This window comes from Pseudoalteromonas sp. PAR1, from assembly GCF_947311895.1.
Taxonomy (GTDB): domain Bacteria; phylum Pseudomonadota; class Gammaproteobacteria; order Enterobacterales; family Alteromonadaceae; genus Pseudoalteromonas; species Pseudoalteromonas lipolytica_C.
Genome location: NZ_CAMZMY010000007.1, coordinates 187,989 through 203,561, shown reverse-complemented (window position 1 = coordinate 203,561; position 15,573 = coordinate 187,989). Strand labels below are relative to the sequence as shown.

The window sequence follows — 15,573 nt, the reverse complement described above, 5'->3', positions numbered from 1 at the left end:
GTTTTACCGTGGTCAACGTGGCCGATTGTACCAACGTTTACGTGCGGTTTTACGCGTTCAAACTTTTCTTTTGCCATGACGGAACCTATCAGTTTTGTGTATCTAGATTACATATGAAAATAATCCACCGAGGGTAGATTAATTTAATTTTTTCAAATTTCAAATAGTTTTTTCTGACAGATAAAGGAAGAAATTAAGATGAGTTCTCGATACTGGTGCTGATAGGCAGATTTGAACTGCCGACCTCACCCTTACCAAGGGTGCGCTCTACCAACTGAGCTATATCAGCAACACCAGAAGTCTGGAGCGGGCAGCGGGAATCGAACCCGCATCATCAGCTTGGAAGGCTGAGGTAATAGCCATTATACGATGCCCGCATAGGAACCTGTTCTTAAACTACCTCTAACCGTCAAGAATAAAGTGGTGGAGGGAGCTGGATTCGAACCAGCGAAGGCTGAGCCGTCAGATTTACAGTCTGATCCCTTTGGCCGCTCGGGAACCCCTCCACGAAAATTCTTTACTAAGTCACTTCCGGTAAAAGGAAAGTGGTGCCGACTATCCGAGTTGAACGGATGACCTACTGATTACAAGTCAGTTGCTCTACCAACTGAGCTAAGTCGGCACTGCTTTAGTACGGGGCGAGATTCTAAGGTAAGGTTTATTGTGATGCAACAATAAAATCAAAAAAAATGTGATTTTATGTGTTAAACGCTCACTATTCAGGCAAATATAGGCTTTTTTACTGTTTTAGTGTTAATTCTAACCAGTAATTCAGTCCTTTAAAAACAAGCTGACTGTCAAACTCACTCTCAGCGAACTGCTCGGCCAACAACTTTCCATAGCCACCAGCGAATAATAAGCAGCTATTTTCGTTATTAAGATGACGCTTAGCTTGCTCAATTGCCCCTACAGTCGCAACAAGCGCACCGTTTTTTAAACCATTAGGGGTATTTCGGCCTAACTCTGCAGCAAATGGAGTTTGCCCATCATCGAACACTTTTTGCGTATTTTGCGTTAATGAGGTTGTCATTAAATCAAGCCCAGGCAAAATCCACCCACCAAGGTGTTCTCCTTCGCTGTTTAATACATCAATCGTTGTTGCGGTGCCAGCATCGACCACAATACAGTGTTGCTTTGGCAGCTCCACATATGCAGCAATTAGTGCAAGCCAACGATCAATACCTAAATTGGTAAAGTGCTCGTAGGCACATTTTAAATTCTCAAGTTTAGCGCTTACTTTTGCCTCGTACACGGTAACTTTATGTTGCTCGGCTAACTTAATGAGAGGAGCAAGCAACTCGGTACTGCCAACACAAGCAAACACCATGTCATTAATTTGCGGCCAAGGCAGAGCATTCAGTTCACACTGTTTGTAACAGCCCTGATTATATAAAACAGCTTTAATAGCAGTATTACCTACATCAACTAACAGTCTCATTTATCTGCCTTACGCAATGAAATCTCACCACCATAGTAACTTTTTACCTCTCCGTCTTGGCGAATGCGGATACCACCTTGGCTATCAATCCCTTCACAAATTCCTCGCCAGCTACGATGCCCTGTATTTAGCTCGACACACTCTTTAGCAAATGCATTTAAGCTATTCCATCGTATGTACATCTCGTTTAGCCCTGACTGCTGGTACTGCGCTAATCGCTGTTCTAAACAAATACACAAATAAGCAGCGAGTTTATTCTTATCTAACTGTTGAACATGCTGACTCAGGTCGGTCCACGCTTGGTCAATGTGTTGGCTGACACTTTCGGGCATATGTAGATTTATGCCAATACCGATCACTAATTGACAGGGCCCTTGTGGTTGCCCATCAAGTTCAACGAGAACACCCGCCAGTTTTTCTCTGTTTATATAAATATCGTTTGGCCACTTAAGCTCAACATCAATTTGATACAAAGCTTTTAAGGCATCATATACAGCTAGCCCTACTGCAATCGACACTCCCATCGCCGCCTGTAAGCCATCATCCAAGCGCCAGAAGTAACTAAAGTATAAATTAGCGCCAAATGGTGATTGCCATACTCGGCCGCGACGGCCTTTTCCTGCTTGTTGCATTTCCGCAACCAGTACAGTGCCAGATGTTAACGGAACATCACTTTGTAGACGGCGCATTAATTCACTGTTGGTTGAATCAATAATTGGCTGCACCTCAACGTTAGCTGTGTTACCACCTAGTTTTTTATACTGCTCAGTAATCGCTTGTTGATTAAGAAACCCTGCATTATTGTTCAGGCAATACCCTTTACCCGTTACTTTAAAGATATCTAGGCCCATTTCCTGCAAAGAATGAATATGTTTACCAACAGCAGCACGGCTAATACCTAATTGCTCTCCTAATTGCTGGCCAGAAACAAAACCACCTTGATTGAGCGCTTGCAAAATAGCTAATTTATTACCATCTGGTGCTTTCATGATGAAGCTCCCAATTCAATGTGACACTCACGATCGGCATCAATCAGTCGCACCTCGTGTTGTAGTGCAATTTTGTAATTTTGCCAGACTTGTTGCTGAACATGTTTCACCATGGCAATTAAATCATCTCCAGTGCTATTGCCGTGATTCACGAGCACTAACGCTTGCTGCTGATGAACTTCAATTCCTGCAACTTGATAGCCTTTTAACCCAGCATGTTCAATCAACCACCCTGCGGCAACCTTATGATGTTCAGCATCAACATAGTAATGAGGTAGCTCAGGGTACTGTTTTAGAAGTAACGCTAGTTGTTCATTAGAGATCACTGGGTTTTTAAAAAAACTTCCCGCATTAGCAAGTTCACTTGGGTTTGGTAGTTTGCTGTTTCTCGTTGTGATGATTTGTTCAAACACCTGCTGTGGCGAAGGAGTTGTAAGCTGTTGCAATGGCCCATAACTAAGCACTGGTTGCCACTTTTTAGGGAGCAGTAACCCGACTTGAGTGATCACCGCTTTATTTTTAAGTGCATGTTTAAAGATAGAGTCACGATAGCCAAATTGGCATTCGTCTTTTGTTAAACGGTTTATCGTTTTGGTAGCAATATCAAAGTACTCAACATAACTAACAAACTTTTCGAGCTCCACACCATAAGCACCAATATTTTGCACTGGCGCAGCGCCAACGGTACCGGGGATTAAAGCAAGGTTTTCAAGCCCTGGCATGTCATTGGCAATGGTCATAGCGACTAATTGATGCCAGTTTTCTCCGGCCGCTATATGCAATAAAAAGCCATCACTTTGCTGCTCTATATTTATGCCCTTCGTGTTCATGTGAACGACAGAACCTTGGTAGTCAGATAAAAACACCGTATTACTGCCTTCACCTAAAATACAAAAGGGAGACGAAAAGTCTGTGCTTAAAAGCTGATTCACTTCATCAATTTGATAAAAATGCTGGCATTGGCTTGGCAAAGAAAAGGTATGAAAAGATTGCAGGGACTGAGCCACAAAACGCCTCAAAGGTTACCGGTAACTAATCGCATTAGTGTAACCTATCGTCGCAAAATACGCATTAGATTGTAAAAATCACTCAACCCACTGCACTAATCATGTTATAAAACGGGCTCTTTTTCATTTGTGTTCCAGGGTTATTATGAAGTTTAAACCATTACTTTTAAGTCTTGCTATGGCCGGTGCTTGCTCTCAAGCGACTGCAGATGCAATCAGCCAACACACTTACGCAAACTTAGATGACGTAACAACCACTCACCTACTACTAGATTTAGATGTTGATTTTGATGACAAACAACTAGAGGGTTTTGTTGAGCACACGCTAGATTGGCACAATGCGAACAGCAAAACACTTGTACTTGATACTCGCGATTTAGATATCGACAAAGTAATGTATCAAGATAAAAAAGGCAGCTGGCACAAAGCTGACTTCACCCTTGCTGCACGTGATGACGTGAAGGGCTCAAAATTAACAATTAAATTTAAAAGCCAAGCGGTTAAAGCACGTATCTACTACAACAGCCGCCCAGAAGCTTCAGGTTTACAGTGGTTAACACCAGAGCAAACAGCCAGTAAGTCACACCCATTTATGTACAGCCAATCACAAGCAATTCATGCTCGTAGTTGGATCCCTGTACAAGATACGCCTGCAATGCGCGTAACTTACTCTGCACGTATTCACACTCCTAAAGACATTCGTGCAGTTATGAGTGCTGACAATAAAGATGCGCTTTATAAAGACGGCGACTACTTATTCGATATGCCACAACCCATTTCGCCATACTTAATCGCAATTGGTGCGGGTAATTTAGAATTTAAAGCCATGTCTAAGCAAACCGGTATTTTTGCTGAGCCAACAATTTTAGATGCGTCGGTTGCGGAGTTTAACGACACACAAGCGATGATCGACAAAACTAACGCAATGTATGGCGAATACGCATGGGGTCGTTACGACTTATTAATGCTGCCACCAAGCTTCCCATTCGGTGGCATGGAAAACCCACGCTTGTCATTCATCACACCAACGGTTGTTGCCGGCGATAAAAGCTTAGTAAACCTAATTGCTCACGAGCTTGCTCACTCTTGGTCTGGTAACTTAGTGACTAATGCAACGTGGGAAGATTTATGGCTAAACGAAGGCTTCACGTCTTACGTTGAAAACCGCATCATGGAAGAAGTGTTTGGCCGTGACCGTGCAGTGATGGAACAAGCCCTTGATGCAGCAGGCTTACGTGCATTACTTAAAACGCTACCAGCACCAGATACGCGCCTTAACTTAAAACTAAATGGCCGCGATCCTGATGATGCATTTAGCTCAGTGCCTTACACTAAAGGTCAACTTTTCTTAATCTATCTAGAAAACAAATATGGTCGTGACAAGTTTGACCCATTTGTAAAAGGTTACTTTGATCAATTTGCGTTTAAGTCTCTTACAACCGCTCAATTTGTTACTTACTTAAAAGCAAACCTGATCGACAAATACCCAGGCGTGGTCAGCATGGATAAAGTTAATGAGTGGATTTTTGAGCCAGGTTTACCAAGTGATGCACCAAATCCAACCTCTGATGCTTTCGATAAAGTTGATGCAGTGACCAAAACATGGTTAAACGGTGAGATTAGCGCAGCTCAATTACCAACAGCAGATTGGTCTGTTCATGAGTGGCTACACTTTTTAAATAATCTACCTCGCGATTTAAGCATTGAAAAAATGACTGAGCTTGATAAGCAATTCAACTTAACACAGTCAACTAATGCTGAGCGCGCTTTCGCATGGTTTATGCTAGCGGTAGGTAATGGTTATCAACCAATTTACCCTGCTCTTGATAAGCACCTCTCTGGCATCGGTCGCCGTAAATTAATTGTGCCACTATATAAAGCACTTATTAAGAACGGTAAAAAAGACTGGGCACATGATGTGTACTTAAAAGCACGTCCGGGTTACCACCCTCTTGCACAAGGTACAGTTGACGACTTATTCGCAAAATAAGTCACTAAACCCAAAAAAGGCGCTGATTTCAGCGCCTTTTTTAATAATTAGAATTAGTTGCTTACCTTTTGTAAGAATGCACGACGCTCTTCAGGGCTCGCTTGTTGCCACCAAAACTCTAACATTGCCGCTGCATTTGGCATATTTTTTAATCCAGCCTGCCCACCTGGTACTTTTGCAGGTAAGGTAACTGGCACCGCTGTCGCAGGCTTACTACTTGAACTTGCAACAGGCGCTGTCGCAACAGCTTGCGCTGACGTTGGCTGTGCACGATAACTAACAATTGATAACGGCATCGCAAGCTCACTGCCTTTCGCTTTTAGACTCACTTGAGGTGACTCAGCAAACACCTGCGCTGCTACTGCATTACTGGCGCGATTAAATACAACATCATAGTCTTTGCCATTTTCAACCGTCACTTCAACCCAAAAAGGCTCTGACTCTACAACCTGATGGTCGTCATAACCTTGCTCATATAGATCTGTGTATTTCATTTTCAGCTGATAGGTACCTGGGGCAAGCTCAACATCATCAACACGGCTAAAAAATGATTGCTCAATAAGGCGTTCTCCCACTTGTAACGGTACAAGCTCTTCTGGAAAGTGAATAGTCTCGGCTACACTGCTAACACTATTCAATAGCATTAACACACTACTCAGTAATACTAACTTACGCATGTTCACTCCTTGGTTGTTCAACTTGTGGCAGTTTCAGTTTGACACTGCAAATAAAGTTTGTCATTAGTGGGCGGTCATTTAACCACATTTATAAGAGAGCTAAGTATGAGCCAAGAGACTATTTTTACAAAGATTATTAATCGCGAGATCCCTGCCGATATTGTCTATGAAGACGAGTTATCACTGGCTTTTAAAGACATTAATCCACAAGCACCCTTTCATGTATTGATCATTCCCAAAACACCAATTGCGACTGTTAATGACGTTACAGAAGAAAATGCCCACTTGGTTGGTCACTTGTATGTCGTTGCTGCAAAACTAGCTAAGCAATTTGGTTTTAGTGAGGATGGCTTTCGTGTTGTGATGAATTGTAACGAACATGGCGGGCAAACGGTGTACCATATACACCTACACATGTTAGCGGGCAAACCAATGGGTTGGCCTCCTTACCAAGATAAGATGAAAGAAAGCATCTAGCACTTTAATATGTAAATAACTGTAAAAAGTAGTACAAACATATTAATTTGAACTATACTATATATATATCAGTTAGTTAACACGTTGCATTAAGTTAACTAACTGTATTATTTGACACAAAATAGACACAAACTGCACTTTTCCTGCACAACTCTCAGAAATTTCTAATACGAAAGGGGTGGATTGCGTGGTAGGATGAAACTGTCAACTTTATTCAAGAGTGTATATATATGAGTAGTTCAGCCTTTTTATTATTAGATCCAGAACCGGTTAACACAATTGGTGTTAATGTATTAGAACCACTTTTAAAAACACAGGGGCTAGACGTCACATCTGGTACTGATATTTCTGAAGTACCTGAAGGCACACGCTTGTTATTCATTGAAACATCAAGCACTGATCCATGGGGTAAGCTTAAAGAGCAACTCGTTCATCTGCGCATGAAATGCGATATCGTATTATTCAATTTAGATGAAAACCCTGAATTAGCTAACCGTGCTCTATTAAGTGGTATCCGTGGTGTTTTTTACACAACAGACAATGCTGATGTGTTAATGAAAGGCATTCGTTTGTTGCTGGAAGATCAATTATGGTATCGCCGCGAAATCATGTGTAATGCATTAAATCGCATGCTGCAGTTTAATAAAGATGCCTTACATAAACTGACAGATGGCGACATTGAGCCGGTTAAACTTACTAAACGTGAAAAAGCAATTATTTCACTAATGAGTAAAGGTTCGAAAAATAAAGAGATTGCTGAAGACTTAAGCATCAGCCCACACACAGTAAAAACTCACTTGTACAGTGCATTCAGAAAAACCAAATGCCGTAACCGTATCGAGTTATTGTCATGGGCACAGCAAAATATTCCTGACGAGATCCGTTAAATTCAATACGCTTCGTCAAGTATTATTGCCAATTGCTACAATACACCCTACTAAGTTAAACAGACGCTACTAGCGTCTGTTTTTGTATCTTGTAGTTGATATACATGGCAATAGACCTTATTCTCAAGCTGACTGCAGACTGCCGGAAAAATAATGCTAGATTCAGCTACTTTATATTATGTAAGCGCCGCTATGATGGCGGTAATGACGTTACTGAACTATTTAACCTGGCGAACAAATAATAATACCCCGGGTACACTTCTTTATATTTTCTACCCTCTTGTCATGTTTGCATCAGTAATGAGTTTTGCATTACATGGTCATATTAATAATGTAGCCAGTATATCGATTGCCAACTCACTACTTTTTTGTGCCTCAATCATTCATGTTCTTGCCGTTTGCCAATTTTTCAATGCTAAGTGTGTCGGTTTCAAAGCTTTTGTCGGTATAACTGCAGCATTTGCGCTACTTATGATCTACCTCTCTACTGACAATTCAGAGTTAAGAAGTCGCATTTTAGTTTCTGATTTACAGCATGTTATCGAAGCGCTGTTCTTATTGGCACTGTTCATTCGCAATGGCCGCAAAAACTACCCTAATGGCAGTATTGTCTATATTTTAATACTCAGCATTATTCTTGCTATTTTTACTGGCCGCACTTTATTAATGGGCGATATTGCTAAAGCAGACTTATTATCAGCAAACTGGTTTAGTATTACCCTATTCATTAACGGCGTTATCGCACCCATGTTTTATGCCACGGGTATGGCATTATTATGTAATGAACGCCGAGAACAGAATTTAAACCAACTCACTGAAAAAGCACAAAAAGACCTTGAAATTCGCGGCTTATTTTTGTCAACAATTAGCCATGAAATTCGCACCCCCCTAAATGGTATTTTAGGGAGCGCACAACTTATCATGAACCAATCAAGTGATCCTCGCGATAAACCTTACTGTGAAGCGATTATCAACTCTGCAGAATCTCTCAATTTACTGGTTGATAAAGTCCTTGATTATGCAAGTCTAGATCAGCGTGATGAAGCGCTTTATGAAGAAGATGTTGAGTTTAAAACTTGGTTAAACAATTTATGCTTACTGCTAAGCCCGCTTGCAGAACAAAAACATTTAAAGTTTGAGCTTATTTACGATTTACCTGCTCAAGCATGTTATTACTGCGACCAGCAAAAACTAAGACAAGTTATTATTAACTTAGTGGGTAATGCGATTAAATTTACAGACCACGGCGCAGTAAAAATACATATAACGTTACTTAAAGAAAGACAATTAGATCATCTTGTTCGCATCAGTGTTATCGACTCAGGTCCGGGTATCGAAGACGAAGAAATTATCTTTCTCACAGAACCCTATGTACAAAGCAGTGCAGGTAAAGAAAAAGGCGGCACGGGACTTGGTTTGGCAATAACAAGCCGATTACTCGAAAAGCTTGGAAGTAAACTTAATATAACCAGTGAGCTAAATAAAGGCAGTACTTTTAGTTTCGATATTTCACTTGCGATTGGTGAGTTAAGTCTTGTTGAACAACGCCACCAATCAAAAGACTATGTCACTGGGCTTGACGTTTTATTGGTCGAAGATCTCGATCTAAACCAAAAAATTGCTATCGAATTTATGGCCGATGACGAGCACAAAATTAAGCTCGCAAAAGATGGTAAAAGCGCTATAGAGTTAATGCAAAAGCACCACTTTGACGTAGTGTTACTTGATATGAATTTACCTGATCTCAGTGGGCAGGATGTATTAAAAAAACTTAAAACTGTTGACCACTTAAATCAACGAACACCGGTGCTTGCCTTTACAGCAAGCCTTAGCCCCGATGAAATAAAAGAATACTTGGCGCTGGGAATTAAAGATATTGTCGGAAAACCAATAAAGCAACAAAAGCTACGCCAAGCACTTAGCGATTCGCAAACGAACCAGGCTGCTAGCATAGCTGTCGAGCTGCGCGACACTTTGTACGATGAAACGGCTGCAGCGACACTTGTAAGCTCATTTAATGAAGATGAAGTATCATCAATCTACAACGAATTTGTTTTATCAGCTCGTAACAAGTTGATTCGCTGTCAACAACTTGTAGAAGATGATAAAGAACAGTGCATCAAACTTCTCCACCGCCAAGCCAGTACCGCTTTGCAATTAGGCTTTAACCGTTACGGCTTAGAGCTTAAAAAAATAGAGCGTAAGTTACTCGACAACAAACCTCTTAAAGACTCGCTTACAGATACACTTGTGCTGTGGCAAGACAGCCTTCAAGCCTACTTAAAACATGTAAGAAGTGAATTAACTTAGGGAAAGTGGAAGCGTTAAAACCTAACCAATAAAAGTTTAAGCCGACTGTTCCCAATAAAGAAACAACCAGCTCAATTTAGTTAAAACTGATAGCTAGTCCCTACCATACCTATCATCAAATCGCTCGATGTCGCTTTCATCAAGTATTGCACCGGTTTGTACTTCAATAACGATCAGAGGTGTGGCTTGTTGATTAGCGAGGCTATGTAATTGTTTAGCCGCAATATAACAAGATTGATCGGCTGTTAGCTCAAACTCGTCATCACCTACTCGCACACTTGCCACTCCAGATACGACAACCCAATGCTCTGCACGGTGCTGATGGCGTTGAGTTGAGAGTTTTGCACCGCTGTTGACGATTATTTTCTTTACCTTAAAGCCAGTACTTTCAATTAAAGTTCGATAGTTGCCCCAAGGTCTGAATACCGCTTGATGGTGAGTCAATTTGTCATTATCAATAACAGCCAGCTGCTTAAGTAAATCAGGAAGCTTATCGAGCACACTTTTATCTGCCACTAAAGTGGCATCATGAGTATGAATAATTGCTTGATTACTCACGCCGAGCGCCGCAATAGTGTGGTCGGCTTCGCTAATGAGTAGATTATTTTCGCTATCTAAACTCACGCCTTGCGAGGCTAAATAGTTACCATGACAGTCTTTTTCAGCGATTTTAGAGAGTGCTGAAAAGCTGCCAACATCACTCCAATTTAAATCAACAGGAATAACAGCAACGTTAGCGCTACGCTCCAAAATAGCATAATCAATGGAATCACTTGGGCATGCTGAGAGCGCATCCGCAACAGGCCGTTGAAAACCTAAATCTGCAGTAAAGCTTGCCGCCTTTGCGACACTGTCAGCAATCTTTGGCGCAAAACGATTAAGTTCGCTTAAATACACATCCGGCAAAAATAAGAACATGCCGCTATTCCAGCAATATTCACCACTGGCAAGGTATTTCTCGGCTAATTGCCGGGCTGGTTTTTCTTTAAATTCAGCCACCTTAAAGCAGCCTTCATGGGCTAACTGCTCACCTTGGCGAATATAACCATAACCAGTATGTGGCTCAGTGGGTGTAATGGCAAAGGTCACTAACTGTTGTTGCTGGCAAAGCGCTATAGCATTATCTAAGCATGCAATAAGCTTATCAAAATCACTTATGTGGTGATCAGCAGGCATGACTAGTAAGGGATCCGTTAGGCCATTTTTCAACGCAAATTCAGCTGCTAAGGCAATCGCTGGCGCGGTATTTTTACCTTCAGGCTCCAGCAGTAGAGTATAGCTATCTGTGATTTCTGCAATTTGCGCTTTAGCAATAAAACGGTGCTCTTCATTGCATACTAAAATCGGCGCATTAAATCGTGAGTCAGCCACACGTAAAAGCGTGCTCTGTAACAGTGACTTGTCGCTAAGCAAAGGTAAAAACTGCTTAGGCATCGCTTTACGTGACAAAGGCCATAAACGAGAACCTATACCACCAGCAAGAATAACGGGAGTGATTTTGCGACTCATGATTGCTTAAAGTAAATTATCCAACCATGAGTTTAACAAATTTTTGAGTAGGCTTCTTCGAGCAATTACAGTAACTGAAATTGATCAGCGTCTAAATGAGCAGGAAAAGCCTTTCTAAAGTCACCTAAAGGTGATTTTTCTAAGCGCTTAATAATGATACCCGATTGGTTATCTTCAAGCGCTGCCAAGGTATCACCTTTAAAATCATATACAGCAGTGCCTCCGCTGTGGGCAACATCATTACCATCAGCGCCAATGCGATTGACGCCTGCGACATAACAGAGGTTTTCCATTGCGCGTGCTTTTAACAGGGTATCCCACACATGGCGACGAGCAGCGGGCCAATTAGCTACGTTTATCATCACATCGTAGTCGTTGCAATTACGCTGAAATACAGGAAAGCGAAGGTCGTAACACACTTGCGGTAAAATGCGAAAATCATTAATAGTGAATATCTCGCGCTGTGTACCTGCTGCAACAAAATTGCCTTCGTTACCTAAACAGAATAAATGGCGTTTGTCGTAATACTTTACTTCGCCGTTTGGCCAAGCCCAATAAAAGCGATTGGCTTTTTTATCACCTTTTGCGACTAAAACAGAGCCTGCAACCACAGCATTTTTTTGCTTAGCTGTGGCTTTTAACCAGCTAAGTACCTCGCCTTGCTCAGGCTCACTGCAATCTAGATTAATCGCAAAACCAGTAGCAAATGTTTCTGGCAAGACAATTAAATCAACTTGCTCTTTTAAGCCATTAAGCTGCTCAGTAAAGTGCGAAAGATTAGCGTTTTTATCAAGCCAATGCAGTGAGGACTGCACTAAAGCTAAGGTTAAAGTTGACATAAAATCTCCGCGGCGCGTTTTAATGTGTCATCATTTTTTGCAAAACATAAACGAATCACTTTGTCGCTGCTTACGTTGTTGTAAAACACACTAAGCGGCACAGCTGCAACACCTGCTTGCTCTACCAGCCAATGGCAAAACTCAACATCATCAAGATCAGATACATCACTATAATCGAGCAATAAGAAGTAGGTGCCTTCACTTGGTAAAATTTTAAAGCGACTGTGTGCTAGTGCTTCGCTAAGTAAATCGCGTTTTTGTTGATAAAAAAGGTTCAGTTCATCAACATGCTCAGGCTCTAACTCAAGCATATCGGCAAGTGCATGTTGGGCAGGCGTAAAGCTTGAAAAAGTCACGTATTGATGAATTTTACGAAACTCCACCATTAGCTGAGCAGGCGCAACACAGTAACCCATCTTCCAGCCAGTGCTGTGAAAGGTTTTGCCAAAGCTTGAGATCACAAAACTGCGTGCAAATAACTCAGGGTCGGTCAGCGCACTTAAATGCAAAGCACCATTAAAGGTAATGTGCTCATACACTTCATCGCTGATTACATATAAATCATGCTTAGCAACAAGTGCTTTAAGGGCATTGATATCTTCTGTTTTAAAGATTTTACCGCTTGGGTTATGTGGCGTATTGATGATGATGACACGCGTTTTGTCTGTAATGGCATCGGCTACGGCTTGCCAATCAATTTTGTAATCTGGCGCATGCAAGGCAACGTGAACTGAGCGACCACCGGCAAGTTCGATTGCTGGCTGGTACGAGTCATACGCGGGGTCAAATACCACAACTTCATCACCCTCTTTGACAAGTGCTTGAATCGCCACGAACAATGCCTCTGTTGCCCCTGAGGTGACGGTAACTTGTTGCTCGTAATTTATGTTGTTATGGTATTTTCTAGCAATCAGTGCGGCTATTTGCTGCTGCAGCCTTGCAACACCACTTGAAGGTGCATATTGATTTACCCCCTCAAGTACATAATGATTAAGCTGTTTTTTTAGTAATTCAGGTGCATCAAACTCAGGAAAACCCTGAGATAAGTTAAGCGCTTGGTACTTATTTGCCAGAGCGGTCATTTGACTAAAAATGCTAGTGCCTAAATTCGGCAATTTACTTTCAAACACAGAGGTTCCTTAAAGATGGTTTTGCGCCCGAAGCGATGCTATCATTGCTTAAAACAGATGTATAGCCGTCTAAATAATTTTTAGAATGTCGAGGAATATATGCATAACAATACCGCTATTTCAGAACTAATTGAAGCCGGTAAATGGGTAAGTCAACGCGGTTGGGTCCCTGCTACTGGTGGTAACTTTTCAGCCCGCACAGCAAGTGGCTATGTCGTCACAGCAAGTGGCTTCGATAAAGGCCAACTCGGCACTCATGCGTTTATTGAATTTGATCATGAAGGTAATCGCACTAAGGGCTCAGGTAATCCTTCAGCCGAAACCGAGCTGCATCTAAATATGTATAAGCTGATCCCATCAGCAAACTATGTCTTACACACTCATTCGATAGCGGCAACCGTGTTATCGCGTGTTATTAAAGGCCATACTATCAACTTACACGGCTACGAAATGCAAAAGTCTTTAAGTGGTGTTAAATCGCATTTAGATACGCTAAGTATTCCTATTTTTGATAACGACCAAGACATCGACCGTTTAAGTTTACTTGTCAGTGATCATCACCTTCATACCCCTATTGAGCATGCCGTATTAATCCGCGGCCACGGTTTATACGTGGTTGGTCGCGATATCAAAGAAGTACTGCGTCATTTAGAAGGCTTAGAGTTTTTGTTTAGCTGTGAACTTGAGCGCTTAAAACTAGAGGGCATTCAAGCTGGAGTTCAGCCATGATCAAAGCGATTTTAACCGATATTGAAGGCACAATTACCCGCATTTCTTTTGTCAAAGACGTCTTATTCCCTTACGCTGCAGGGCAATTACCCGAGTTTGTAAAATCACATCAAACTGACCCAGAAGTTGCAGCCCAAATTGATGCTGTTAAAGCACATATTGAACAACCCGAAGCCGATATTGACACGGTTATTAAGCATTTAATTCATTGGATAGAAACGGACCAAAAAATTACTCCACTTAAGCAATTGCAAGGATTAATTTGGCAAACTGGCTACGAAAATGGTGATTTTACTGGCCACCTTTACCCTGATGCTTATGACTTTTTACAAGCCCAAAAACAAGCGGGCAAAAGTCTCTATGTGTACTCATCTGGCTCAGTAAAAGCCCAACACCTGATTTTTGAGTTTTCTGATTATGGTGATGTTAGACCTTTATTCAGTGGTTACTTCGATACTAAAGTAGGCGCAAAACAACAGCAAAGCTCTTATGAGAATATTATTGCTGAACTGCCTTTTGACGCTGAAGAGGTGCTATTTTTAAGCGATGTTGAAGCAGAGCTTGATGCTGCAAAAGCGGCAGGTCTGCGAACGCTTCACCTTATTCGAGATGGCCAAGAAGCAAGTGATATCCACCCATATATTAACGATTTCACAGCATTCAGCGCGGAGCTTTTAGTATGAGTCAATTAACTATTTTTAATGATACAAACGCAGATAACATACTGTTTCATAGTGAAGATTTAAGCGCTATTGCTAGAGAGCTTAATGCGGTTGGCGTTCGCTTTGAGCAATGGCAAGCAACGGCACAGATTGATCAAGACACCAGTCATGACGCTATTTTAACTGCCTATGCTAACGATATAGAACGCCTTAAGGCTGAAGGTGGCTATCAAACAGTGGATGTTATTTCGCTTGCAAAAGGTAACCCAAATGCCAGCGAATTACGCAGCAAGTTCTTATTTGAACATACTCATAGTGAAGATGAAGTGCGCTTTTTTGTGAAAGGCCAAGGGTTATTTTGCCTACACTTGGGCGATAAAGTGTATCAAGTTCTTTGCCAACAAGGCGACCTGATTTCAGTACCTGAGCTTACACCACATTGGTTTGATATGGGCAGTGATCCTGAATTCACAGCAATTCGCTTATTCAATAATACCGAAGGCTGGGTCGCGCAAAGTACTGAGTCTGATATTGCTAACAACTTTCCCCTTTTGGATTAATATGGAAAAGCTATTTTCGTACGGTACCTTGCAGTACCCACAAGTTCAGTTAGATACCTTCGGGCGTTTGCTCGAAGGTCAACCAGCCACGCTGACAGGGTATGTAGTTGGCGAAGTAGAGATCACCGACGAGGCCGTACTTAAAAGCAGTGGGCAACGTTTTCATCCTGCATTATTAAAAACAGGTAATGAAAACGACTCTGTGAGCGGCACAATCTACTTAATTACAGAGCAAGAGCTTGCACAAGCAGATAAATACGAAGTGGACGACTATCAACGCATTGCAGAAAAATTCCTCTGCCATACTAATGCGTGGGTATATGTTGCAAAAAATAGTCTTTAATTTACAAAAATAAAACAAAAAAACCC

At 41.6% G+C, this 15,573-nt stretch carries 15 protein-coding genes, 4 tRNA genes and 1 pseudogene; 8 read left to right on the top strand and 12 right to left on the bottom strand.

Annotation, left to right across the window (positions count from 1 at the left end; all coding sequences use genetic code 11):
- The 8 genes and pseudogenes from QL229_RS08270 to murB form a co-directional block, all read right to left on the bottom strand.
- A pseudogene (locus QL229_RS08270) lies at positions 1 to 77 on the bottom strand (elongation factor Tu); the annotation flags it as partial.
- Positions 78 to 213: 136 nt separating this feature from the next.
- Positions 214 to 289 (bottom strand) — tRNA-Thr (locus QL229_RS08265).
- Between the two features lie 13 nt (positions 290 to 302).
- Positions 303 to 377 (bottom strand) — tRNA-Gly (locus QL229_RS08260).
- A gap of 44 nt (positions 378 to 421) precedes the next feature.
- Positions 422 to 506, bottom strand: a tRNA-Tyr gene (locus QL229_RS08255).
- 40 nt (positions 507 to 546) lie between these two features.
- Positions 547 to 622: transfer RNA gene (locus QL229_RS08250), tRNA-Thr, on the bottom strand.
- A 117-nt stretch (positions 623 to 739) separates the two neighbouring features.
- Positions 740 to 1,438 (bottom strand): type III pantothenate kinase, encoded by a 699-nt coding sequence (locus QL229_RS08245; RefSeq protein WP_199527228.1) that lies wholly within the window; start codon positions 1,436 to 1,438, stop codon positions 740 to 742.
- The gene (birA, locus tag QL229_RS08240) at positions 1,435 to 2,427 is read right to left on the bottom strand and encodes a bifunctional biotin--[acetyl-CoA-carboxylase] ligase/biotin operon repressor BirA (protein WP_281546761.1); all 993 of its coding nucleotides are present in this window, start codon (positions 2,425 to 2,427) and stop codon (positions 1,435 to 1,437) included. The genes QL229_RS08245 and birA overlap by 4 nt, the downstream gene beginning before the upstream one ends.
- Complete coding sequence (gene murB / locus QL229_RS08235; protein ID WP_253039071.1) at positions 2,424 to 3,434, bottom strand: UDP-N-acetylmuramate dehydrogenase; 1,011 nt, start codon at positions 3,432 to 3,434, stop codon at positions 2,424 to 2,426. Before murB ends, birA begins: the two co-directional genes overlap by 4 nt.
- A gap of 145 nt (positions 3,435 to 3,579) precedes the next feature.
- Here murB and QL229_RS08230 point away from each other — a divergent pair, with 145 nt between their 5' ends.
- Positions 3,580 to 5,424, top strand: a complete 1,845-nt coding sequence (locus QL229_RS08230; RefSeq protein WP_135922949.1) for a M1 family metallopeptidase — start codon at positions 3,580 to 3,582, stop codon at positions 5,422 to 5,424.
- Between the two features lie 53 nt (positions 5,425 to 5,477).
- Here QL229_RS08230 and QL229_RS08225 read toward each other — a convergent pair whose 3' ends face one another.
- On the bottom strand, positions 5,478 to 6,101 hold the full coding sequence (locus QL229_RS08225) for a DUF2057 domain-containing protein (RefSeq protein ID WP_281546760.1): 624 nt from the start codon (positions 6,099 to 6,101) through the stop codon (positions 5,478 to 5,480).
- Positions 6,102 to 6,206: 105 nt separating this feature from the next.
- Here QL229_RS08225 and QL229_RS08220 point away from each other — a divergent pair, with 105 nt between their 5' ends.
- The 3 genes from QL229_RS08220 to QL229_RS08210 all read left to right on the top strand — a co-directional run bounded on the left by QL229_RS08220 (position 6,207) and on the right by QL229_RS08210 (position 9,775).
- Positions 6,207 to 6,578, top strand: a complete 372-nt coding sequence (locus tag QL229_RS08220; protein ID WP_135922951.1) for a histidine triad nucleotide-binding protein — start codon at positions 6,207 to 6,209, stop codon at positions 6,576 to 6,578.
- Between the two features lie 230 nt (positions 6,579 to 6,808).
- Positions 6,809 to 7,465, top strand: a complete 657-nt coding sequence (locus QL229_RS08215) for a response regulator transcription factor (RefSeq protein ID WP_135922952.1) — start codon at positions 6,809 to 6,811, stop codon at positions 7,463 to 7,465.
- A 153-nt stretch (positions 7,466 to 7,618) separates the two neighbouring features.
- Entirely contained in the window at positions 7,619 to 9,775 is a 2,157-nt protein-coding gene (locus QL229_RS08210; protein ID WP_281546759.1) for an ATP-binding protein, read from the top strand.
- Positions 9,776 to 9,868: 93 nt separating this feature from the next.
- Here the strand turns inward: QL229_RS08210 and QL229_RS08205 are convergent, their stop codons facing one another.
- The 3 genes from QL229_RS08205 to QL229_RS08195 all read right to left on the bottom strand — a co-directional run bounded on the left by QL229_RS08205 (position 9,869) and on the right by QL229_RS08195 (position 13,253).
- Entirely contained in the window at positions 9,869 to 11,284 is a 1,416-nt protein-coding gene (locus tag QL229_RS08205) for a mannose-1-phosphate guanylyltransferase/mannose-6-phosphate isomerase (RefSeq protein WP_281546758.1), read from the bottom strand.
- A gap of 65 nt (positions 11,285 to 11,349) precedes the next feature.
- A complete protein-coding gene (locus tag QL229_RS08200; RefSeq protein ID WP_281546757.1) occupies positions 11,350 to 12,123 on the bottom strand; it encodes an amidohydrolase in 774 nt (257 codons plus the stop codon).
- Positions 12,111 to 13,253, bottom strand: a complete 1,143-nt coding sequence (locus QL229_RS08195; RefSeq protein ID WP_281546756.1) for a methionine aminotransferase — start codon at positions 13,251 to 13,253, stop codon at positions 12,111 to 12,113. Before QL229_RS08195 ends, QL229_RS08200 begins: the two co-directional genes overlap by 13 nt.
- Before the next feature lie 99 nt (positions 13,254 to 13,352).
- Between QL229_RS08195 and QL229_RS08190 the strand changes: the two genes are divergently transcribed.
- Genes QL229_RS08190 through QL229_RS08175 form a run of 4 tightly spaced genes read left to right on the top strand, consistent with a single transcriptional unit; the run spans position 13,353 to position 15,547 of the window.
- Complete coding sequence (locus tag QL229_RS08190) at positions 13,353 to 13,982, top strand: methylthioribulose 1-phosphate dehydratase (RefSeq protein ID WP_281546755.1); 630 nt, start codon at positions 13,353 to 13,355, stop codon at positions 13,980 to 13,982.
- A complete protein-coding gene (mtnC, locus tag QL229_RS08185) occupies positions 13,979 to 14,665 on the top strand; it encodes an acireductone synthase (RefSeq protein ID WP_199527219.1) in 687 nt (228 codons plus the stop codon). Before QL229_RS08190 ends, mtnC begins: the two co-directional genes overlap by 4 nt.
- The gene (locus QL229_RS08180; RefSeq protein WP_135922959.1) at positions 14,662 to 15,204 is read left to right on the top strand and encodes an acireductone dioxygenase; all 543 of its coding nucleotides are present in this window, start codon (positions 14,662 to 14,664) and stop codon (positions 15,202 to 15,204) included. The genes mtnC and QL229_RS08180 overlap by 4 nt, the downstream gene beginning before the upstream one ends.
- Position 15,205: 1 nt before the next feature.
- Entirely contained in the window at positions 15,206 to 15,547 is a 342-nt protein-coding gene (locus QL229_RS08175) for a gamma-glutamylcyclotransferase family protein (RefSeq protein WP_281546754.1), read from the top strand.
- Positions 15,548 to 15,573 lie beyond the last annotated feature (26 nt).